The organism is Enterobacter quasimori, assembly GCF_018597345.1.
In the GTDB taxonomy this organism is placed as follows: domain Bacteria; phylum Pseudomonadota; class Gammaproteobacteria; order Enterobacterales; family Enterobacteriaceae; genus Enterobacter; species Enterobacter mori.
Window position 1 is genome coordinate 103,523 of sequence record NZ_JAHEVU010000004.1, and the last position, 22,120, is coordinate 125,642.

The following is a 22,120-nucleotide window of genomic DNA, read 5'->3' on the forward strand; positions in this document are numbered from 1 at the left end:
GGAACCTGTCCCATTGTGCTCTTGGACAAGAACACAATAAGACAGGTTCTGCGTTTAGTTGCCGCGCTCTAAAAGTACCTGGCGCTTAATCCTTTCGTTGCTGTATGCGGCGTAATGAACGTTCGCGACGCGATTGTTCACGGCTGCGGTCCAGCAAGATTTCCTCAATGAAAGCCAGATGGCGGTGCGACGCTTCACGCGCCTGCTCCGGTTCCCCGGCCATTATCGCCTCGAATACTCGGGTGCGATGGTTGCTTACCAGTGGGAGCATCTCCCGACGGGCGTACAACAATTCAAAATTCTGACGAACGTTCTGGGCCAGCATCGGCTCCATGCAGCGTAGCAGATGGAGGAGCACCACGTTGTGGGCCGCTTCGGTGACGGCGATTTGATACTGGACGACGGCGCTGGACTCGGCGTCTAAATCGCCGGACTGCTGTGCCCGTTCAATGGCCTGATGCAGCTCGCGGATACGCACGCGATCTTCATCAGTGCTGCGAAGGGCGGCGTAATAGGCCGCGATACCTTCAAGCGCGTGACGGGTCTCAAGCAGGTCAAACTGGGATTCTGGGTGGTCAGAGAGAAGTTCTACCAGCGGATCGCTGAAGCTCTGCCACAGGCTGTTTTGCACAAAGGTTCCGCCGCCCTGGCGACGAAGCAGCAAGCCCTTTGCTTCGAGACGTTGAATCGCCTCACGCAGAGAGGGACGTGAAACGTCGAACTGTTTTGCCAGCTCGCGTTCTGGCGGAAGTTTCTCACCCGGGCGCAGAGTCCCTTCGAGGATTAAAAACTCCAGCTGCTGCTCAATCACATCAGATAGTTTTGGTTGGCGAATTTTGCTGTAGGCCATATTCCCTGTCTTACGCCTTTTTGCCCGGAGTCAATTGGTCTTACCAATTTCAAGTTCGTATCGCTAAAGTAACAAAGTATTCACCTTCTGTCCATATTGGTTTTGATTGAAATCAGTAAACCCTGCACATTTTAACAACCTTACAGAAATAACGTTTCAGAAATGTAACTTTGCACAAATGAGTTGATTACTCCCAAAGAGGCAGTTTTAACCTTAGTGAAACGAGGGTTTTTGCAATCTGAAGCGATTCAACAAGGCAAATAACGAAAATTCGCCCACTTCTGGCGCATTTCTATTCTATAGGTTGGGTTAGGACGAATAAGCGGGCCGATTTACAAATGCTTTCTTTTTATTCAAGTCGTCATCAGCCCTTCATAAAGCAGGTGCATTCACAGGCGCTTACCACTATTCTTGCGCTTACGGAAGTCATCTCCGCTTTTTTCGGTCTCGTTAACCGTAAAGAAATAAATACAGAATATGGATTTTCATAATTACACACGCACAGCGTGAACATAACAACCACACACGAGGTTTCAAATGGAAGCTCAACAGCACGGCGATCAGCTAAAGCGCGGGCTTAAGAACCGCCACATACAGCTCATCGCACTGGGCGGTGCGATTGGTACCGGCCTGTTTCTGGGCAGCGCGTCCGTTATCCAGTCTGCCGGTCCAGGTATTATTTTGGGTTACGCGATTGCGGGTTTCATTGCTTTTCTGATCATGCGCCAGCTCGGTGAAATGGTCGTTGAAGAGCCGGTCGCAGGCTCCTTCAGCCACTTTGCCTATAAATACTGGGGCAGCTTTGCCGGTTTCGCCTCTGGCTGGAACTACTGGGTGCTGTACGTTCTGGTTGCCATGGCCGAACTCACCGCCGTCGGGAAGTACATTCAGTTCTGGTATCCTGAAATTCCAACCTGGGCTTCTGCTGCGGCCTTTTTCGTTCTGATTAACGCCATTAACCTGACCAACGTAAAAGTGTTCGGTGAAATGGAGTTTTGGTTTGCCATTATTAAGGTGATTGCCGTCGTGGCGATGATCATCTTCGGCGGCTGGCTGCTGTTCAGCGGCAACGGCGGCCCGCAGGCGACCGTGCGCAACCTCTGGGAACAGGGCGGCTTCCTGCCTCACGGCATGACCGGCCTGGTAATGATGATGGCTATCATTATGTTCTCCTTCGGCGGCCTCGAGCTGGTGGGCATCACCGCCGCGGAAGCCGACAACCCGGAGCAGAGCATTCCAAAAGCCACCAACCAGGTTATCTACCGCATCCTGATCTTCTATGTGGGCTCACTGGCCGTGCTGCTTTCCCTGCTGCCGTGGACCCGCGTAACCGCTGACACCAGCCCGTTTGTGCTGATCTTCCACGAGTTGGGCGATACCTTTGTAGCAAACGCACTCAACGTGGTTGTTCTGACCGCTGCGCTGTCCGTTTATAACAGCTGCGTATACTGCAACAGCCGCATGCTGTTCGGTCTGGCTCAGCAGGGCAACGCCCCGAAAGCGCTGCTCAACGTTGATAAGCGCGGCGTGCCGGTGAATACCATCATTGTTTCTGCCATCGTGACCGCCCTGTGCGTGCTCATTAACTACCTGGCGCCGGAATCAGCCTTCGGCCTGCTGATGGCGCTGGTGGTCTCTGCTCTGGTGATTAACTGGGCGATGATCAGCCTGGCGCACATCAAGTTCCGCCGCGCGAAACAGCAGCAGGGCGTCACCACGCGCTTCCCTGCCCTGTTCTATCCGCTGGGTAACTGGATCTGCCTGCTGTTCATGGCGGCCGTGCTGGTGATCATGCTGATCACCCCGGGCATGGCGATTTCCGTTTACCTGATCCCGGTCTGGATTGCGATCCTCGGCGTGGGCTACATGGTGAAACAGAAGAACCAGAAAGCCGTGAAAGCGCACTAAGCCTCTCAGCGCTGTACCCGTTTTTTGCGGGTACAGCGTGTTGTTACCTTCCTCACAAATTCAGGCCTTCAGCCGTTTCATCCATATCACCGCCTTTATCCTGCAACGCATATATTCATGAGCCAGCGAATAATTCTCTCCATACCGTAAACCGGAGAGCTGTCGATGGATAACAATAAACTGTCAGTAAAAGAAAAGATCGGCTATGGGATGGGCGACGCGGGATGCAACATCATCTTCGGCGCCATCATGCTGTTTGTTAACTATTTTTATACGGATATTTTTGGCCTGGCGCCTGCGCTGGTCGGCGTGCTGCTGCTGTCCGTCCGCGTGATTGACGCCGTAACGGACCCGATCATGGGCGCGATTGCCGACCGTACCCGCAGTAAATATGGCCGATTTCGTCCATGGCTACTGTGGATCGCCTTCCCCTACGCGCTGTTCAGCATCCTGATGTTCACCACGCCGGAGTGGAGCTATAACAGCAAAGTTATCTATGCGTTTGTCACCTACTTCCTGCTCTCTTTGACCTATACGGCAATCAACATCCCTTACTGCTCGTTAGGAGGGGTGATCACCAACGATCCAAAAGAACGCGTGGCCTGCCAGTCGTATCGCTTCGTGCTGGTCGGCATCGCCACGCTGCTGCTCTCATTAACGCTGCTGCCGATGGCCGACTGGTTTGGCGGGGACAACAAGGCCAAAGGCTACCAGATGGCGATGACCGTGCTGGCGCTGATTGGCACCTGCATGTTCCTGTTCTGCTTCGCCACCGTGCGCGAGCGCGTGCGCCCGGCGGTGCAAACCAACGACGAGCTGAAAAACGATCTGAAAGACGTGTGGAAGAACGACCAGTGGGTACGCATTCTGCTGCTAACGCTCTGCAACGTCTGCCCGGGCTTCATCCGTATGGCGGCCACCATGTATTACGTCACCTGGGTGATGGGCCAGAGCACCCACTTCGCCACGCTGTTCATCAGCCTGGGCGTGGTCGGCATGATGCTCGGCAGCGTGCTGGCTAAAGTGCTGACCGACCGCTGGTGTAAGCTGAAGGTCTTCTTCTGGACCAACATCGTGCTGGCGATTTTCTCCTGCGCCTTCTACTTCTTCGACCCGAAAGCCACCGTCACCATCGTAGTGCTCTACTTCCTGCTGAACATTCTCCACCAGATCCCGTCACCGCTGCACTGGTCGCTGATGGCCGACGTGGACGACTACGGCGAGTGGAAGACCGGGAAGCGCATCACGGGCATCAGCTTCTCCGGCAACATCTTCTTCCTGAAATTAGGGCTGGCGATTGCCGGTGCGATGGTCGGCTTCCTGCTCTCCTGGTACGGCTATGACGCGGGCGCAAAAGCGCAGAGCGCGGACGCCATCAACGGGATCGTCCTGCTGTTTACCGTCATTCCCGGCATCGGATACTTAATCACCGCGGGCGTAGTGCGCCTGCTGAAGGTAGACCGTGAAACGATGAAACGCATTCAGGAAGACCTGGAAAAACGTCGCACCAATTACCGTGAACTGAGCGACTATCAGGAACTGAAAGCCGCAGAGACAAAATAAGGAGAGCCAAATGCATCAATGGCCAAACCCGTTTATCGAACAACGCGCCGACCCGTACATTTTACGCCATGAGGGGCAGTACTATTTTATCGCCTCCGTGCCGCAGTACGACAGGCTGGCGATCCGCCGCGCAGCGTCGCTGGAAGGCTTACGTCATGCCGATGAAGTGGTGGTCTGGCGTAAACCCGACGCTGGCCCCATGAGCCAGCTGATCTGGGCGCCGGAACTGCATCATATCGACGGAAAGTGGTACATCTATTTTGCCGCGACGCACACGCAGGCGCTCGACGCGCTCGGGATGTTCCAGCACCGGATGTTTGCGCTGGAGTGTGCCGACGACGATCCGCTCACCGGTACGTGGACGGAAAAAGGGCAGATAAAAACACAGTTCGACACCTTCGCCCTGGACGCCACCACCTTTGTGCATCAGGGGAAACGCTGGTATCTGTGGGCGCAAAAGGCACCGGATATCACCGGGAACTCCAATCTTTATCTGTGCGAAATGGCGAACCCGTGGACGCTAAAAGGCGAGCCGGTGATGCTCAGCAAGCCGGAGTATAACTGGGAGTGTCGCGGATTTTGGGTTAACGAAGGCCCGGCGGTGTTGGTTCACGGCGATAAGCTGTTTATCAGCTATTCCGCCAGCGCCACCGACGAGAACTACTGCATGGGGCTGCTGTGGATAGACCTGAATGCCGATCCGCAAAACCCGGCAAACTGGCACAAATCCCCGCATCCCGTATTCGTTACTAGCTACGAAAACCGCCAGTACGGCCCGGGACACAACAGCTTTACGCAAACGCCCGAAGGGGAAGATGTGCTGGTGTATCACGCGCGTAACTACACCGAAATTGAGGGCGACCCGCTGTACGATCCGAACCGCCATACCCGCCTGAAGCTTGTCCGCTGGAATAAAAACGGGATGCCTGATTTCGGCATCCCGCCTGCGGATACGCTGTAGTCTTTGCGGCGCGCTGGCCTACACCAGCGTGCCGTAGATAGTCAGCAGCGCCACGATCACCACCACCACGAACGACGTTTTCTTCGCCATGGAGACGGCGGCTTTCGGTGTTTCAATCTTGTCGGTATGCGGCTCGCGCGCCAGGGAGAACTGCGCCAGACGCGTTAACACCTGGTACTGCGACGTATGGCGATCGGCAAGCGAGGCGAACCACGCGGGCAGCGCTTTTTCGCCGTGACCGATTAACGCGTACACCACGCCCACCAGACGAACCGGGAGCCAGTCGAGCACGTGCAGGATGGCATCAATGCCTGACAGCAAGCGTTCATGCGGCGTCAGGTAACGGGCCAGCCAGGTCTGCCAGGCGCGCAGGAACGCATACCCCATCAGCAAGACCGGCCCCCACGGGCCGCCCACCACGAACCAGAACAGCGGTGCCAGATAGTAGCGAAAGTTAATCCACAGCAGCGCGTTCTGCAGCTCGCGCAGAAACTCGCGCTCGTCGCAGTCCGGCGGCACGCCGTGGATCATCGTCAGCTCGCTCGCCATGGCTCCGCGCGCATGGGCATCGTCACGGGAGGCGGCTTTAAGATAAGCGTGATAGTGCATACGCACTTTGCCCGCACCAATGCACAGCACGCCGAGCAGGATCCACACCACCAGCAGCGGCACGTTGAAAAACAGCCCGTACAGCGAGCGCAGGAGCAGGAAGGTAATAAGCATGACGCCCGCCATCATCAACAGCGTACGCAGCATGGAAAAATGTTTGATCCGGCGGAAAAGCACCTCCAGCCGGTGATCCAGATGCCAGTGCTCGCCGAGCTTGAACAGGCGTTCGGCAATCATTACCAGCAGCATGGTAAATAACGTCATGGTATCTCCTTATTCTGACGACGCGGCGAGCATGGCGCGAAACCGGGACCACTCAAAGGCCGGACCGGGATCGGTTTTTCTCACCGGGGCGATATCACTGTGTCCGGTAATATTTTCAGCGATTGCTGGATAGAGCCCGATAAGCGTTCGGGTCACGGCCGCTAGCTGTTGATACTGTGAATCGGTGTAGGGCGTGGTATCCGTGCCTTCCAGTTCAATCCCGATAGAAAAATCGTTGCACCGTTCGCGCCCGTGATACATCGACACCCCGGCATGCCAGGCACGCTTATCAAAGGGAACATACTGAACCACTTCACCATCGCGACGAATCAGACAGTGAGCCGACACGCGCAGATGCGCAATTTCAGCAAAAAAGGGATGAGCATCGGGATCAATCGTTCCCGTGAATAACGCATCGATCCACGGGCCGCCAAATTCACCCGGCGGGAGACTAATATTATGAACCACCAGCAGTGTGGGCTTTTCATCCTCCGGGCGGCAATCGTGGTGCGGCGAGGGCACGTGCCGCGCATCGACCAGCCATCCGTCTTCTAACAACATGCTGGAACTCCTTCTGTATGGTGCAATGACTCGGTTCAGAGTAGCATGTTTCAATATTATGATTCGTTACCAATTTGGAGTTTTATCATGCCGCCTCGCCGCTACAACCCCGACCACCGACGTGAAGCGCTTCTGGAACGTATTAACATGGATATCCCGGCAAGCGTTGCCCATGCGCTGAAAGAAGACCTGGGCGGTGACGTCAGCGCCGACAACGATATTACCGCACAGTTGTTGCCAAAAGAGACACGCTCCCACGCGGTCATCATCACGCGTGAAGACGGCGTTTTTTGCGGCAAGCGTTGGGTTGAAGAGGTCTTTACCCAGCTGGCAGGCGACGAGGTGCAGGTGACATGGCACGTTGAAGACGGTGATGCGGTCACGGCGAATCAGCCACTTTTCGAACTGGACGGCCCGTCCCGCGTCTTGCTGACCGGTGAACGCACCGCGCTAAACTTCGTCCAGACCCTGTCCGGGGTAGCAAGCGAAGTACGTCGCTACGTTGACCTGCTGGCCGGTACCCGCACGCAGCTGCTGGACACCCGCAAAACCCTGCCGGGCCTGCGTACCGCACTGAAATACGCGGTGCTGTGCGGCGGCGGCGCAAACCATCGTCTGGGGCTGTCCGATGCCTTCCTGATTAAAGAGAACCACATTATTGCCTCTGGCTCCGTGCGCCAGGCGGTGGAAAAAGCCTTCTGGCTGCACCCGGACGTGCCGGTTGAAGTGGAAGTGGAAAATCTGGAAGAGCTTGAGCAGGCGATTAAGGCCGGGGCAGACATCATCATGCTGGATAACTTTGAAACCGAGCAGATGCGTGAGGCGGTAAAACTGACGAACGGACAGGCGCAGCTGGAGGTATCCGGCAACGTGACGTTCGATACCATTCGTGAATTCGCGGAAACCGGCGTTGATTTTATCTCAGTAGGTGCCCTCACCAAGCATGTGCGGGCTCTCGATCTCTCCATGCGCTTTAAGTAATCCCATTCTCCCCCTTCACGCGAAGGGGGAATCACAGCCTTCATCGCAAATCTTTTGCCCTCCCCTGAAACGCTACGTTAAATCCCTGAAAGCCCCTTCACATTTCCTTTTTTGCCCCTCGTTTCTGCTCTCTCCCCCTGCCAGAGTAGCGGCACTTAACCTAAGGAGCAGACATGAACAGACAAAAAGGATTCACGCTCATTGAGCTAATGGTGGTGATTGGCATTATTGCCATCCTGAACGCCATCGGCATACCCGCATACCAGAACTACCTGCGTAAAGCCGCACTCACCGATATGCTGCAAACGTTTGTCCCTTATCGCACTGCTATCGAGCTTTGCGCACTCGACCACGGCGGCGTGGAGCGCTGTGATGCGGGGACGAACGGCATCCCCTCTCCGACGACGACACGTTATGTTTCAGCGATGAGCGTGGCAAAAGGCGTCGTGTCGTTAACGGGGCAGGAGAGCCTGAACGGGCTGGAGGTTCTCATGACGCCGCTCTGGAGCGAGGGCAATGGCATGACGGGCTGGACGCGTGCCTGCAAGATCGACTCTGACAGCGCACTCAAGCAGGCCTGCGAAGACGTTTTCCGCTTCGACACTCACTAACGGGAGCGGATGATGAATACCGAGCAACTCGTCGCACTCTGCCTGCGTCATCACGCCGTGCTACTGACCAGCGATACCGAGACGATCAGCATTGCCGTAGCGGGAAATCCCGGCAATGAACTGATGGAAGCATTGCGTTTCGCGACGCAAAAACGGATTGATATCGAATGCTGGAGCGTTGAACGCATGGAGAAGCACCGGCAGATGGCATCACAATCTCATCTCCCCGTCGTCTCAGCAGCGCACTCCGCGGTAGATATTCTCAACCACACGCTGCAGCAGGCGATAAACCAACGCGCATCCGACATTCATATTGAGCCGATGGAGCACGCCTGCCAGATTCGTTTACGCATCGACGGCGTGCTTTGCCCGCAGCCGCCGCTCTCCGCGGCGCTGGCGACCATGCTCATCGCGCGCTTAAAGGTGTTAGGCAATCTGGATATTGCGGAGCGCCGTTTGCCTCAGGATGGTCAGTTTACGGTTGAGGTAGCCAACGAGCCGGTCTCCTTTCGCATCTCTACGCTCCCCTGTAGCGGTGGTGAGAAAATTGTGCTGCGCCTGCTGCATCAGGTTCAACAGGCGCTGGAACCCGCCAGGCTGGGAATGAATGCCGAACAGCTGGCCTGCTTTAACGAGGCCCTTCATCGCCCGCAAGGCTTGATCCTGGTGACGGGCCCCACCGGCAGCGGGAAAACCGTCACGCTTTACAGCGCGTTGCAGGCGCGTAACACCCCGGACGTCAACATCTGCAGCGTGGAAGATCCCATTGAGATCCCGCTTGCCGGGTTGAACCAGACGCAGATTAATCCGCGAGCGGGATTAACCTTCCAGAGTGTGCTGCGGGCGCTGCTTCGTCAGGATCCCGACATCATCATGGTGGGCGAAATCCGGGACGGCGACACCGCAGAGATCGCCATCAAGGCCGCGCAGACCGGGCATCTGGTGCTGTCTACGCTACATACCAATTCAACAGCGGAGACGCTTATTCGTCTTCAACAAATGGGCGTCGCCCGGTGGATGATCTCCTCAGCGCTTTCGCTGGTGATTGCCCAGCGGCTGGTTCGCCGCCTGTGTCCCCACTGTCGCCATGAAGCCAGCGGCCGTGAAGAATTACCTCGCGCCCTTTGGCCCAGGCCGCTTCCGCGCTGGCAACCGACAGGCTGCGATCGCTGTTATCACGGCTTTTATGGCCGCGTGGCGATTTTTGAAGTGCTGTCCATCGACAGCACGCTTCGGCAGGCGATTGCCAGCGGGGCAACCATAGAGGTGATAGAAGACAGCGCCCGTCAGGCTGGAATGACATCGCTGTTTGAGCATGGCTGTATGGCCGTTGAAGAAGGGCTCACCACGATCGAAGAGGTAGTTCGCGTCATGGGAATGCCCGATGGCTGTTAATCAACTCTGGCGCTGGCGCGCGCTTACTGCGGAGGGTGAAATACGCACGGGCACGCTTTGGGCTGTCAGTCGTGAAGCCGCGTGCAATACCTTAGAACAACGCCATCTGCATCCGCTGGCGCTTAATCGGTCGTTGCAGCGTCCTCGATGGCAGCGTCATCACTGCTACGATATCTTTCGCCAGCTCGCGACGCTGCTGCAGGCTGGCCTGACGTTGTCTCACAGCCTGCAAATGCTGGCGGAACAGCATCCGTTAAAGCATTGGCAGGCTCTGCTTCACAGCCTTGCTGACGATCTCAGTCAAGGCTGTGCCTTCTCAGCGTCAATGAATAAATGGCCGGAGGTGTTTAGCCCGCTTTATGTCTCAATGGTAAAGACAGGCGAGCTGACGGGGAAGCTGGAGGAGTGCTGTCGCCAGCTCGCACAGCAACAAAAGGTCCAGCAGCAGCTTGGTACAAAAGTCAAAAAGGCGCTGCGCTACCCCACGATCATTCTGACCCTTGCAGCGCTGGTGGTGCTGGCGATGGTGACTCTGGTGCTGCCCGAGTTCGCCGCGATCTATAAAACGTTTAATACTCCCCTGCCCTGGCTCACGCAGGCTGTCATGGGGTTAGCTGCCGCTATTCAGGGGCACATTGTCACGCTTTTTGCCCTGCTTCTTATTTTGGTTGTTGTCGCCTGTAAGCTACGACGACACCCGCGCTGGCAGCACATGTTGCTGCATCTGCCCGTGATGGGCGTACTGGTGCGTGGGCAAAAATTAGGGCAGATATTTACCGTACTGTCATTAACCCAGCAAGCCGGGATCGCTTTTTTGCAGGGGCTGGAAAGTGTGGAAGTGACGGTTGAAAGCGGATACTGGCAAGGCAAACTTCGGGAGATACGCGAACATGTCGAGCATGGAATGCCCGTGTGGTCAGCCTTTCAGCAGGCGTCTGTCTTTACACCGCTATGCATACAGCTGATTCGAACCGGTGAAGCCGCGGGTGCGCTTGATGTGATGCTGGCGAATCTTGCTCGTCATCATACGGAACAGACATTTCAACAAGCAGACAATCTGGCTGCGCTTCTGGAGCCACTGCTGTTGATTGTGACAGGGTTGATTATCGGCACGCTGGTGGTGGCAATGTATCTGCCGATATTCCATCTGGGGGATGCCATGAGTGCGGGATAGTATATAACAGTGCTGGCGCACGGACATGCGCCAGCCAGCGGTATTACAGGCTATTGAAAACGCGGTTTTCCTGTTCCTGAACGCGAATAAACGTTGTGCGTTTCGTCAGCTCTTTCAGGCGGGATGCTCCCACGTAGGTGCAGGCAGAGCGCAGGCCACCGAGGATATCGCGCGCCGTATTTTCTACCGGACCACGCAGTGGCAGCTTCACGGTTTTGCCTTCTGCCGCGCGGTATTTTGCCACGCCACCGACATGACGGGTCATCGCAGACTCAGAGCTCATACCGTAAAACAGCATGAATTTCTCACCATCTTCTTCAACGACGGTACCGCCACTCTCTTCGTGCCCTGCCAGCATACCGCCGAGCATCACGAAATCCGCGCCGCCGCCGAAGGCCTTCGCAACATCACCCGGCATGGTGCAACCACCGTCGCTGATGATCTGACCGCCCAGGCCGTGCGCGGCGTCAGCACATTCAATAACGGCAGACAGCTGCGGATAACCGACACCGGTTTTCACGCGCGTAGTACATACGGAACCCGGACCAATGCCTACCTTTACAATATCTGCACCGGAGAGGATCAGCTCTTCACACATCTCACCGGTCACCACGTTGCCCGCAATGATAGTCTTTGTCGGCCAGGCTTCACGCGCTTTGCTGACAAACTGGACGAAGTGCTCGGAGTAACCGTTCGCCACATCAATACAAACGAAGTTGAGCGCCGGGTTAGCGTTCAGGATCTGTTTGGTTTTTTCGAAATCCGCGTCTGAGGTGCCGGTGGAGACCATCACATGCTTCACCACATCCGCGGATGCAGAAGCGACAAACGCATTCCACTCTTCGGTGGTGTAGTGTTTGTGGACCGCGGTGAGAATATCGAACTGTGCCAGGGCCGTTGCCATCTCAAAGGTACCGACGGTATCCATATTGGCAGCGATAATCGGTACGCCAGACCAGGTCTGACCGGAATGTTTAAAGGTGAATTGACGTTCGAGTTCAACGTCTGAGCGACTTTTCAGTGTAGAGCGTTTAGGGCGGATAAGAACGTCTTTAAAACCTAACTTCAGATCTTCTTCGATACGCATGTGCAGATTCCTGGGGTTAGAGGCAAATATGTTAAAAGCACAACTCCAGTGACGCTATCATACGCATTAATACCTGCTCCGCAAGACTGCGAAATTCTCTTTTTTTACGCTACAATCCTATAAATTTACCTGATAAAAAGCAGGTAACGAGAGCTAAACACTCGCGGTAGAAAGTTTGAATTTCAACCAATTGATTTTAATAATGAATAATTCCCAGGATTCGATTTAATGGGGTATATCGTCGCATTAACCGGCGGCATCGGTAGTGGAAAGAGTACCGTTGCGGACGCGTTTTCTCGTCTGGGTATCACGATTATTGATGCCGATATTATTGCCCGCCAGGTGGTAGAGCCCAATACACCCGCGCTAAAGGCCATCGCAGAACATTTTGGTCAGACAATCATCAATGCCGATGGCACCCTGAATCGCCGCCAGCTTCGCGAATGCATTTTTTCCGATTCTGCGGAAAAAGCCTGGCTTAATGCCCTGCTCCACCCCATCATCCACCAGGAAACGCAGCGTCAGATCGCCGCGGCCCGCTCGCCCTATGTCTTGTGGGTGATTCCGCTGCTGGTGGAAAATCAGCTGCAGAAGAAAGCCGACCGGGTACTGGTGATTGATGTCACCCCCGAAACGCAAATCCAGAGAACCATGACGCGCGATCGCGTCTCACGTGAACAGGCTAAACACATTCTTGCCGCACAGGCCACGCGCGCTCAGCGCCTTGCCGTTGCGGATGATGTTATTGATAATAACGGCGCACCAGATACCATTGCATCGGATGTTGCCCGTCTGCACGCGCAGTATCTGACGTTCGCCGCGCAGGCCGTTGCACAGGAAAAACCATAATGTCGACCCACATCCTTTTTGAGCACCCGCTCAACGAAAAAATGCGTACCTGGCTGCGCATCGAATTCCTCATTCAGCAGCTTTCACAACATCTGCCGGTTAACGATCACGCTACGGCGCTGCACTTCTTCCGCAACGTTGGCGATCTGCTGGATGTGATTGAACGCGGCGATGTCCGCACAGAATTGCTTAAAGAGCTGGAGCGCCAGCAGCGCAAATTACAGGCATGGGCTGAGGTTCCGGGGGTGGATGTAAGCCGTATCGATTCCCTTCGCCAGCAGCTTAAAACCAGCAGCAGCATCCTGATGGCCGCCCCGCGCGTCGGGCAGTTTTTGCGTGAAGATCGCCTGATCGCTCTGGTGCGCCAGCGGCTCAGCATCCCTGGCGGTTGCTGCAGCTTCGACCTGCCGACCCTGCACATGTGGCTGCATATGCCGCAGGCACAGCGTGACGCGCAGGTAAACAGCTGGCTGGCAAGCCTGGAGCCAATGAATCAAACGCTCTCGCTGATCCTCGATCTTATCCGTAACTCAGCCCCGTTCCGCAAGCAAACCAGCCTGAACGGTTTCTACCAGGATAATGGGGATGATGCCGATCTGTTACGCCTGAATTTATCGCTGGGTGAGCAGCTTTACCCGCAAATTTCAGGGCATAAGAGTCGTTTTGCGATTCGCTTTATGCCGCTGGACAGTGAAAGTGGCACCGTGCCGGAACGCCTCGATTTTGAACTGGCCTGTTGTTAAGGAGTGCCGATGTCTGACGTCACCACCGTAAACTGCCCGACCTGTGGCAAAACCGTTGTCTGGGGCGAAGTGAGCCCATTTCGCCCATTCTGCTGCAAGCGCTGTCAGCTCATTGACCTGGGCGAATGGGCCGCGGAAGAGAAACGCATTCCAAGCGAAGGCGATCTCTCTGACAGTGATAACTGGAGCGAAGAGCAGCGATAGCCTTTAATGCCTGCTGGCGCTTCGCTTAGCAGGCCTACAGGTTGCCTGTCAGGCGGGATATGACGGGCGCATTTGCCGGAGGAAATTTGTCGGCATCACTTGCCTTAAGCTCAACCCAGTTACCCGGCTGTCCCTCTTTCCCCCAGGGCTCGCCTTCCCAGCTTTCCACCAGCCAGAACCACAGCGTGATGTGCCTGTCCGGGAACTGGTATTCGAGCTTATCAAACAGCGTTGCGCCAAAGGGGGTGATCCCCACCTCTTCCTGAAGCTCCCGAACCAGCGCCTGTTCCGGCGTTTCACCCGACTCGATTTTTCCGCCAGGAAACTCCCACTTGTTCGCCATATGGGCGTCGGCAACGCGCTGGGTGATGAAGATTTGGTTTTGCGGGTTGCGAATAATCCCGACGGCAATTTGCAGTGTTTTCATATTCTGACTTCCATAAAAAAGGCGCAGTAATCTGCGCCTTTTCGAGTTGTTAACGTCTTAGCTCAGACGGCCGTGGCACGCCTTGTACTTTTTACCGGAACCACATGGGCACGGATCGTTACGACCCACCTTACGATCGCCGGTCTGCGCTGCGATCGCCGCTGCGGCTTCGCTTTCGTCAGTCTGGTGACTCAGCTGCTGCATCTGTGCCAGACGCTCAGCTTCTTCACGACGCTGCTGCTCCATCGCTTCTACTTCTTCCGGCATACGCACCTGAACTTTGCTCAGGGTGCTGATGACTTCATACTTCAGCGATTCCAGCATAGCGGCAAACATGGAGAAGGATTCACGCTTGTACTCCTGCTTCGGATCTTTCTGCGCATAGCCGCGCAGGTGGATACCCTGGCGCAGGTAGTCCATCGCCGCCAGGTGCTCTTTCCACAGGGAGTCGAGCGTCTGCAGCATCACGCCTTTTTCGAAGTGACGCATCATCTCTTCGCCAACGACTTCTTCCTTACGCTTGTAGACGTCCAGCGCAGTTTCGAAGATACGTTCACGCAGCGTCTCTTCGTGCAGCTCAGGCTCTTTGTCCAGCCACTCTTTGATTGGCAGTTCGAGGTCAAAGTCATTTTTCAGACGTTCCTGCAGGCCTTCGATATCCCACATTTCTTCCAGAGACTGCGGTGGAATATGCGCGTCGATGGTGGCTTTGAACACGTCTTCACGAATGCTGTTGATGGTTTCGCTCACGTCGGACACGTCCAGCAGTTCGTTACGCTGGGTGTAGATCGCACGACGCTGATCGTTAGCCACGTCATCATATTCTAGCAGCTGCTTACGAATATCGAAGTTACGGCTTTCCACTTTGCGCTGTGCGTTAGCGATCGCTTTGGTGACCCACGGGTGCTCAATCGCTTCGCCAGGCTTCATACCCAGTTTACGCATCATGCCGGACACGCGGTCGGAGGCAAAAATACGCATCAGCGCATCTTCCATAGACAAGTAGAACCGGGATGAACCGGCATCACCCTGACGACCCGCACGACCACGCAGCTGGTTATCGATACGACGAGATTCGTGACGCTCGGTACCAATGATGTGCAGACCACCCGATGCCAGCACGGCATCGTGACGCACCTGCCAGTCGGCTTTGATCTGCGCAATTTGTTCTGGGGTCGGGTTTTCCAGCTCCGCCACTTCGGCCTGCCAGCTACCGCCCAGCATAATATCGGTACCACGACCCGCCATGTTGGTGGCGATGGTTACGGCCGCCGGATAACCCGCCTGCGCAACGATGTCCGCTTCTTTGGCGTGGAATTTGGCGTTAAGAACGTTGTGCTTAATGCCCGCTTTGGTCAGCTCGTTGGAAACCACTTCGGATTTCTCGATGGAGATGGTCCCCACCAGAACCGGCTGGCCATTGGCAGTACGGTCGCGAATATCTTCGATAATCGCCTGAATTTTTTCCGCTTCGGTCATGTACACCAGGTCCGGCATATCCTTACGGATCATCGGACGGTTGGTAGGAACAACCACGGTATCCAGCTTGTAGATAGAGCTGAATTCAAACGCTTCGGTATCTGCAGTACCGGTCATCCCTGCCAGCTTCTCGTACAGACGGAAGTAGTTCTGGAAGGTAATGGACGCCAGCGTCTGGTTTTCGTTCTGAATATCCACACCTTCTTTGGCTTCAACCGCCTGGTGCAGACCGTCAGACCAGCGACGCCCCTGCATGGTACGGCCGGTGTGCTCATCGACGATGATCACTTCGCCGTCTTTTACGATGTAGTCGACGTCGCGAGTGAACAGCGCGTGCGCGCGCAGCGCGGCGGTCACGTGGTGCATCAGCATAATGTTGCTCGGGGAGTACAGAGACTCGCCCTCTTCCATAATGCCTTCAGCGACCAGCAGCTCTTCAATTTTCACCAGACCACGTTCGGTCAGGTTCACCTGGCGCGCTTTTTCATCCACAGAGAAGTGACCTTCACCCTGGAAGGTATCGGAGTCTTCTTTCTCCTGACGCAGCAGGTGTGGAATGATTTTGTCGACTTTACGGTACATCTCGGAGCTGTCTTCAGCCGGGCCGGAGATGATCAGCGGGGTACGCGCTTCGTCGATCAGGATGGAGTCCACTTCATCCACCAGCGCATAGTGCAGCTTACGCTGGACGCGCTCTTCAGGGCTGAACGCCATGTTGTCGCGCAGGTAGTCGAAGCCGTATTCGTTGTTAGTACCGTAGGTGATGTCCGCGTTATACGCTTCGCGCTTGGCTGGCGCAGGCAGGCCGGACATGTTGATGCCCACGGTCAAGCCTAAGAATTCAAACAGCGGACGGTTATTTTCGGCGTCACGCTGTGCCAGATAGTCGTTGACGGTAACGACGTGAACGCCTTTACCGGTCAGTGCGTTCAGGTAAGCGGGCAGCGTTGCGGTCAGGGTTTTACCTTCACCGGTGCGCATTTCCGCGATGCAGCGCTCGTTAAGCACCATACCGCCCAGCAGCTGCACGTCGAAGTGACGCATGCCGAATACACGTTTACTCGCTTCACGCACAACGGCGAACGCTTCCGGGATCAGGCTTTCCAGGGTTTCGCCTTTTTCCAGACGCGCGCGGAACTCCGCCGTTTTCGCCTTCAGCTCGTCATCGGACAGCTTTTCCATCGCCGGTTCCATACCGTTGATGACGGCAACAGCTTTACGCATACGGCGCAGGGTACGATCGTTACGACTACCAAAAACTTTGGTTAATAATTTGATTAACATAATAAATTCTCAAACGCCCCAGATGGGCAGATAAATTAAGGTATTGAAAGAAGGTTAATTTAGCTGAGGCGTTGCGGTCCGGCACGGATGCCGTGAACCTGGCTTATCCATGTCGAGACAGAAAATGTGGCAGGAGGAATGAGCGCGAATTGCGCCCTCTGACGAACCATAACCGGCGGCTGGCTGTCCTGCGTGAGCAGCGCGTTGAGCGTGTCCAGCAGAGCAAGATGCTGAGCCTGAACCGGCAGCGTCTCTTCAGCAACAGGCATGGTCTGCGGTGCCATCGCGAAGGACAGATGGCGGATAACCGTGCGGATGGCGTGTTGATGCCAGTAATCAACCGAGAAGTTTGGGCGGCGATTCGCTTCAAGCAGCGCGAGGTTAGTAAAATTAACCCGCGTGGTAAGATCGTGCTTGGTGGTGGAGGTTTTTGTCGGTGTTGCCGCTTCAGCACTGTTACTGAGCGCAGGCAAGCCGAGGCTCGCCGCGACCATCCCTAATAAGAGATGCGGCCAGAAGTAACGTCTGCCAAATTGTCGCCAGCGCGTCAGTATTCCGCTCACCTGCTCCACCCAATAAGCCAGCCTTTCAGAGGCTGAGTTCAGTTATTCTTTTTAGCGCCCAGATATTACCACTAAAGCCAATGCGCAGCAGCAGGAATGACGTAATGCAGCAGGGAAAAACGGTCAAGAATGCAGCTAACGCACAGATTTTCTACGCCAGACGGGCGTGCGGATTAACCGGGGAAAACAAAGAAGAGTAAAAATAAAAACGACTGGTCTTCCTGGTCGGAGAGAGTACCAGGTTAACCAGTCGATTTTTTACGAACGGTACAGACGGTTACGCCAGAACCATGTTCGGTGCTTTGAAGGCCAGCGGCAGTTCAGCTTCGTCTTCAAAGGTCACATATTCCCAGGCTTCCTGTTTTGCCAGGACGGCCTGCAACAGTTTGTTGTTCAGCGCATGACCGGATTTGAACGCGGTAAATGCACCAATGATGTTGTGACCACACATAAACAGGTCGCCGATCGCATCCAGCATTTTGTGACGAACGAATTCATCTTCAAAACGCAGGCCGTCTTCGTTCAGTACGCGATAATCGTCAACAACGATGGCACAATCGAAGCTACCGCCCAGGCACAGGCCGCGGGACTGCAGATATTCGATATCACGCATAAAGCCGAACGTACGAGCACGGCTGATCTGACGCATAAACGCATCAGCAGAGAAGTTCATCGCATAGCGCTGAGTGCTGGAGTCAATCGCCGGATGGTTAAAGTCGATGGTAAAGTCCAACGAGAAACCATTGTACGGTTTGAATTCAGCCCACTTGTCGCCATCTTCGACACGAACGGTCTCTTTGATGCGAACAAATTTCTTCGCGCAGTTCAGTTCTTCGATGCCGGCATCCAGCAACAGATAGACGAACGGTGCAGCACTACCATCCATGATCGGGATTTCTGGTGCATCGACTTCAACGATAATGTTGTCGATACCCAGACCCGCCAGGGCGGCGTTCAGGTGCTCTACGGTAGAAATCCGCACGTCATGCTCGTTCACCAGGCAAGTACAGAGCATTGTATCACGCACAGATTTGGCATCGGCCGGAAAATCTACCGGTGGATTCAAGTCGGTGCGACGATAGATGACCCCGGTATTGGCCGGCGCAGGGCGTAGCGTCAGGGTGACTTTCTTGCCGGTATGTAAACCGACACCCGTCGCCTGAACGATACGTTTAAGTGTCCTTTGTTTGATCATCGTATAATCTCGCCAAATTAACTATCCAACCGAGAGTGTATATCACTAACGGTGGGCCAGTTTAGCACAAAGAGCGAAAATCCCCAAATTCCAGCCAATTCCTAGTCTGCTTGCTTACGCAGGAACGCCGGGATATCCAGATAATCTGGCTCTTTTGCCGTTTGTGGAGTCGGGTCGTTTACCACTTTCGCGGCCGGTTTCTGCTCCTGAGTCAGTGGAGACATACCGTGCTGCTGGTAACGATCCATCACCGGCTGCTGAGTCTGTTTGTTGGTCACCAGGGTGATCTCAGGACGCTTGTCCATACCGATACCGGTGGCAACAACAGTGACGCGCAGTTCGTCGTTCATTTCCGGGTCAAGGGAGGTACCGATTACCACGGTAGCGTTGTCAGAGGCGAACGCACGAATGGTGTTACCCACGGTTTCGAACTCATCCAGGCGCAGATCAAAGCCAGCGGTAATGTTGACCAGCACACCGCGCGCACCAGACAGATCGATATCTTCCAGCAGTGGAGAAGAGATCGCCATTTCTGCCGCTTCTTCTGCACGGTCTTCACCGCTCGCCACGCCAGAGCCCATCATCGCGTAGCCCATCTCGGACATCACGGTACGAACGTCTGCAAAGTCGACGTTCATCAGGCCAGGACGGGTAATCAGTTCAGCGATACCCTGAACCGCGCCTTTCAGCACGTCGTTTGCTGCGCCAAAGGCGTCCAGCAGGGAGATACCGCGACCCAGAACTTTCAGCAGCTTGTCGTTCGGGATGGTAATCAGCGAGTCCACATGTTTGGACAGCTCGGTGATACCCTGCTCCGCGAAGGCCATACGCTTCTTGCCTTCGAAGTTGAAAGGCTTGGTCACGACGGCAACGGTCAGGATACCTAAATCTTTTGCCACTTCAGCCACAACAGGTGCTGCACCGGTACCGGTACCGCCGCCCATGCCGGCTGCGATGAAGACCATGTCCGCACCTTCCAGTGCAGCACGCAGGGCTTCACGATCTTCTTCAGCCGCGTTGCGACCGACTTCCGGGTTAGCCCCAGCGCCCAGCCCTTTGGTGATGCCACCGCCGATCTGGATAGTCTGGCCAACTGCCGTCTTACGCAGCGCCTGCGCATCGGTGTTAACTGCAAAGAATTCAACACCTTCAATGCGTTCACGCACCATATGCTCTACGGCGTTACCGCCGCCGCCACCGACGCCGATGACTTTAATCACCGCGTCGTTGGTCAGTTCCATAGGTTCAAACATAATTTCTCTCTCCGTTGTGCCTGTCGCCCGAGACCGCTAATTCTCTCCGGTCTCTTAAAAAAATTAAAACTCTTTTCGCAACCAGGTGTTAAGTCGTTTGACCCACGACCCCACCGAGACGCGTTTTTCCACTTCTGCTTCACCACTCAAATGGGATTCTTTCCCGTAGTGCAGCAGGCCCACGGCCGTTGAATAATACGGCTCCTGAGCGTAATCCGTTAAACCGGTGATATTCAGCGGCGCACCAATACGCACCTGCGTATGGAATACGCGCTGAGCGCAGGCCGCAAGACCTTCAATTTGCGCTGCCCCGCCGGTTAATACAATCCCCGCCGCAAGATGATGCTTAACACCCTGCTGACGAAGCTGTTCCTGTAACTGCAAAATCTCTTCGTTGACCAGGTTGAGCAGCTCGGTATAGCGCGGCTCAATCACCTCTGCCAACGTCTGGCGCTGCAGGCTACGCGGTGGACGACCACCGACGCTTGGCACTTCAACGCTCTCATCTTTGCCAACGATTGAGCCCAGCGCACAGCCGTGGCGCACTTTAATCGCTTCTGCATCGCTCGGCGGCGTACCAAAGGCGTAGGCAATATCGCTGGTCACAACGTTCCCTGCGTACGGGATCACTTTGGTGTGGCGCAACGCACCGCCGGTATAGACAGCCATGTCCATTGTACCACCACCAATATCGACCACACAGACGCCCAGTTCACGTTCATCTTCGGTCAGCACGGAATAACTCGCGGCCAGACCGGCGAAAATAAGTTGGTCAACTTTCAGGCCACAACGTTCAACGGCTTTAACAATGTTCTTCGCCATATCGTTGTGACATGTGATCAGGTGCACTTTTGCCTGCATACGTACGCCGGAAAGACCCACCGGGTTCTTAATGCCTTCCTGGTAGTCGATCGCATATTCCTGCGGGATCACGTGCAGTACGCGATGCTCATCGCGGACGCGCACGGACTTCGCAGTATGCACAACGTTTTCAACGTCTTCCTGAGTCACTTCTTCTTCGGAAATCGGCACCATACCGATTTCGTTCTGGCAACTGATGTGCTTGCCAGAAAGGGCCAGATAGACAGAAGAAATCTGGCAATCTGCCATTAACTCAGCCTGATCGATGGCGCGCTGTACGCATTTCACCACCGACTCAAGGTCGTTTACCCCACCTTTATCCATACCACGGGATGGGCAACTCCCCACGCCAATGATATTGACCATACCGTCGGGCAGAACTTCCCCTACTAAAGCGGCAACCTTCGCGGTGCCAATCTCCAGTCCAACTACCAGTTTTCTGTCCGTCGCCTTGATCATTGTTGTTCTGCCTGTACCTGTGCCTGATTCTGTTGCTGATTAGGTTCCTCGACCGGAGCCGGCTCCCAACCGACTGCTGCGCCTGAGTCATAGCGCAAATCAACGTAGCTTATCCGTTTGCCGTCCGTCTGCGCCTGCTGCTGTAAAACCGGGTAAAGTTCTACAAATCGCGCCAGACGTTTCATTGTGTCGCCGCGGCCAAGGTTGAGCTTGATCCCGTTCGTTAACGTCAGTTGCCAGGAGCGGCGCGCCGTCATTGCGGCATCTTTTAACGTAAAGCGATCCTTAGCCAGCACCTGCCCCATCTCGCGGAAACCTTGTAACACTTCGTTTTCGCTGCCTTCAGGGCCATACAACATCGGTAAATTTTGCTTGTTGACGCGATCGCTTGGGACGCTGAAGGAATTTCCGTCTACGTCTACCATGTGCTGATCATTCCAACGCGCAATGGGCACATATTCAACCAGATGAATCTTCAATTCATCAGGCCATTGCTTTCTTACACTCGCCTGTTTTATCCACGGCAGACGTTCAATCTGGCTCTGGATAATATTGACGTCCTGGGTCATAAAGGTGCCAGGCGAGCCCAGGGCCAGAATAGACTGGCGAATATCATCGTTACGCGTGTAGTGACGCTCGCCGGTCACCACCAGCTTAGAGAGCGGTAAACGCTGCGCATCTTCCATCCAGCCCAGCACCATCCAGCCGCTGATAAACACGGTGCACAGCACCCCGAGCAGGAAGATAATCCCTGCAAGACGCGTTCCATTACTCCGGCGTGAAGACGTATATTCTTCCTCTTCATCGCGGTTGCGCGTGTTCAATGCAGCCTGAGACAT

At 55.1% G+C, this 22,120-nt stretch carries 21 protein-coding genes; 10 read left to right on the forward strand and 11 right to left on the reverse strand.

From position 1 onward, the window contains the following. Positions 1-85 precede the first annotated feature (85 nt). On the reverse strand, positions 86-850 hold the full coding sequence (pdhR, locus tag KK102_RS16125; protein ID WP_006173806.1) for a pyruvate dehydrogenase complex transcriptional repressor PdhR: 765 nt from the start codon (positions 848-850) through the stop codon (positions 86-88). A 537-nt stretch (positions 851-1,387) separates the two neighbouring features. On the opposite strand from pdhR, the gene aroP reads away from it, so the two are divergent. The 3 genes from aroP to KK102_RS16140 all read left to right on the forward strand — a co-directional run bounded on the left by aroP (position 1,388) and on the right by KK102_RS16140 (position 5,282). Beyond that, on the forward strand, positions 1,388-2,758 hold the full coding sequence (aroP, locus tag KK102_RS16130; protein ID WP_126545093.1) for an aromatic amino acid transporter AroP: 1,371 nt from the start codon (positions 1,388-1,390) through the stop codon (positions 2,756-2,758). A gap of 165 nt (positions 2,759-2,923) precedes the next feature. After that, entirely contained in the window at positions 2,924-4,321 is a 1,398-nt protein-coding gene (locus KK102_RS16135) for a glycoside-pentoside-hexuronide (GPH):cation symporter (protein ID WP_216358008.1), read from the forward strand. Positions 4,322-4,331: 10 nt separating this feature from the next. Next, the gene (locus KK102_RS16140; RefSeq protein ID WP_216358009.1) at positions 4,332-5,282 is read left to right on the forward strand and encodes a glycoside hydrolase family 43 protein; all 951 of its coding nucleotides are present in this window, start codon (positions 4,332-4,334) and stop codon (positions 5,280-5,282) included. Positions 5,283-5,300: 18 nt separating this feature from the next. Here KK102_RS16140 and ampE read toward each other — a convergent pair whose 3' ends face one another. After that, complete coding sequence (gene ampE / locus KK102_RS16145; protein WP_216358010.1) at positions 5,301-6,155, reverse strand: beta-lactamase regulator AmpE; 855 nt, start codon at positions 6,153-6,155, stop codon at positions 5,301-5,303. A gap of 9 nt (positions 6,156-6,164) precedes the next feature. Continuing rightward, a complete protein-coding gene (gene ampD / locus KK102_RS16150; protein ID WP_126545097.1) occupies positions 6,165-6,716 on the reverse strand; it encodes a 1,6-anhydro-N-acetylmuramyl-L-alanine amidase AmpD in 552 nt (183 codons plus the stop codon). 87 nt (positions 6,717-6,803) lie between these two features. Between ampD and nadC the strand changes: the two genes are divergently transcribed. From nadC to hofC, 4 genes are all read left to right on the forward strand, one after another. Further along, on the forward strand, positions 6,804-7,697 hold the full coding sequence (gene nadC / locus KK102_RS16155) for a carboxylating nicotinate-nucleotide diphosphorylase (RefSeq protein ID WP_126545098.1): 894 nt from the start codon (positions 6,804-6,806) through the stop codon (positions 7,695-7,697). A gap of 173 nt (positions 7,698-7,870) precedes the next feature. Continuing rightward, the gene (gene ppdD / locus KK102_RS16160) at positions 7,871-8,308 is read left to right on the forward strand and encodes a prepilin peptidase-dependent pilin (protein WP_216358011.1); all 438 of its coding nucleotides are present in this window, start codon (positions 7,871-7,873) and stop codon (positions 8,306-8,308) included. A 12-nt stretch (positions 8,309-8,320) separates the two neighbouring features. Then, positions 8,321-9,703, forward strand: coding sequence for a type II secretion system protein GspE (gene gspE / locus KK102_RS16165; protein ID WP_216358012.1), 1,383 nt, complete (start codon positions 8,321-8,323; stop codon positions 9,701-9,703). Next, entirely contained in the window at positions 9,693-10,877 is a 1,185-nt protein-coding gene (gene hofC / locus KK102_RS16170) for a protein transport protein HofC (RefSeq protein ID WP_216358013.1), read from the forward strand. The genes gspE and hofC overlap by 11 nt, the downstream gene beginning before the upstream one ends. A 43-nt stretch (positions 10,878-10,920) precedes the next feature. On the opposite strand, the gene KK102_RS16175 is transcribed toward hofC, so the two are convergent. Then, positions 10,921-11,964: a GMP reductase gene (locus tag KK102_RS16175; protein WP_126545101.1), complete on the reverse strand. Its 1,044-nt coding sequence runs from the start codon at positions 11,962-11,964 to the stop codon at positions 10,921-10,923. A 228-nt stretch (positions 11,965-12,192) separates the two neighbouring features. Here KK102_RS16175 and coaE point away from each other — a divergent pair, with 228 nt between their 5' ends. The 3 genes from coaE to yacG are packed head-to-tail and all read left to right on the forward strand — an operon-like array spanning position 12,193 to position 13,760. Further along, positions 12,193-12,813, forward strand: a complete 621-nt coding sequence (gene coaE, locus KK102_RS16180; protein WP_216358014.1) for a dephospho-CoA kinase — start codon at positions 12,193-12,195, stop codon at positions 12,811-12,813. Next, positions 12,813-13,556, forward strand: a complete 744-nt coding sequence (gene zapD / locus KK102_RS16185) for a cell division protein ZapD (RefSeq protein WP_216358015.1) — start codon at positions 12,813-12,815, stop codon at positions 13,554-13,556. Before coaE ends, zapD begins: the two co-directional genes overlap by 1 nt. A gap of 9 nt (positions 13,557-13,565) precedes the next feature. Then, complete coding sequence (gene yacG, locus KK102_RS16190) at positions 13,566-13,760, forward strand: DNA gyrase inhibitor YacG (RefSeq protein ID WP_216358016.1); 195 nt, start codon at positions 13,566-13,568, stop codon at positions 13,758-13,760. Between the two features lie 34 nt (positions 13,761-13,794). On the opposite strand, the gene mutT is transcribed toward yacG, so the two are convergent. The 7 genes from mutT to ftsQ all read right to left on the reverse strand — a co-directional run bounded on the left by mutT (position 13,795) and on the right by ftsQ (position 22,120). Then, on the reverse strand, positions 13,795-14,187 hold the full coding sequence (gene mutT / locus KK102_RS16195; RefSeq protein WP_216358017.1) for an 8-oxo-dGTP diphosphatase MutT: 393 nt from the start codon (positions 14,185-14,187) through the stop codon (positions 13,795-13,797). 57 nt (positions 14,188-14,244) lie between these two features. Beyond that, a complete protein-coding gene (gene secA / locus KK102_RS16200) occupies positions 14,245-16,950 on the reverse strand; it encodes a preprotein translocase subunit SecA (RefSeq protein WP_126545104.1) in 2,706 nt (901 codons plus the stop codon). A gap of 59 nt (positions 16,951-17,009) precedes the next feature. After that, complete coding sequence (gene secM / locus KK102_RS16205; protein ID WP_185805604.1) at positions 17,010-17,513, reverse strand: secA translation cis-regulator SecM; 504 nt, start codon at positions 17,511-17,513, stop codon at positions 17,010-17,012. 277 nt (positions 17,514-17,790) lie between these two features. Next, positions 17,791-18,708, reverse strand: coding sequence for a UDP-3-O-acyl-N-acetylglucosamine deacetylase (lpxC, locus tag KK102_RS16210; protein WP_010426966.1), 918 nt, complete (start codon positions 18,706-18,708; stop codon positions 17,791-17,793). A gap of 101 nt (positions 18,709-18,809) precedes the next feature. Continuing rightward, a complete protein-coding gene (gene ftsZ / locus KK102_RS16215) occupies positions 18,810-19,961 on the reverse strand; it encodes a cell division protein FtsZ (RefSeq protein ID WP_008501978.1) in 1,152 nt (383 codons plus the stop codon). A 63-nt stretch (positions 19,962-20,024) separates the two neighbouring features. Continuing rightward, a complete protein-coding gene (gene ftsA, locus KK102_RS16220; protein ID WP_010426970.1) occupies positions 20,025-21,281 on the reverse strand; it encodes a cell division protein FtsA in 1,257 nt (418 codons plus the stop codon). Continuing rightward, positions 21,278-22,120, reverse strand: coding sequence for a cell division protein FtsQ (gene ftsQ, locus KK102_RS16225; protein WP_010426973.1), 843 nt, complete (start codon positions 22,118-22,120; stop codon positions 21,278-21,280). Before ftsQ ends, ftsA begins: the two co-directional genes overlap by 4 nt.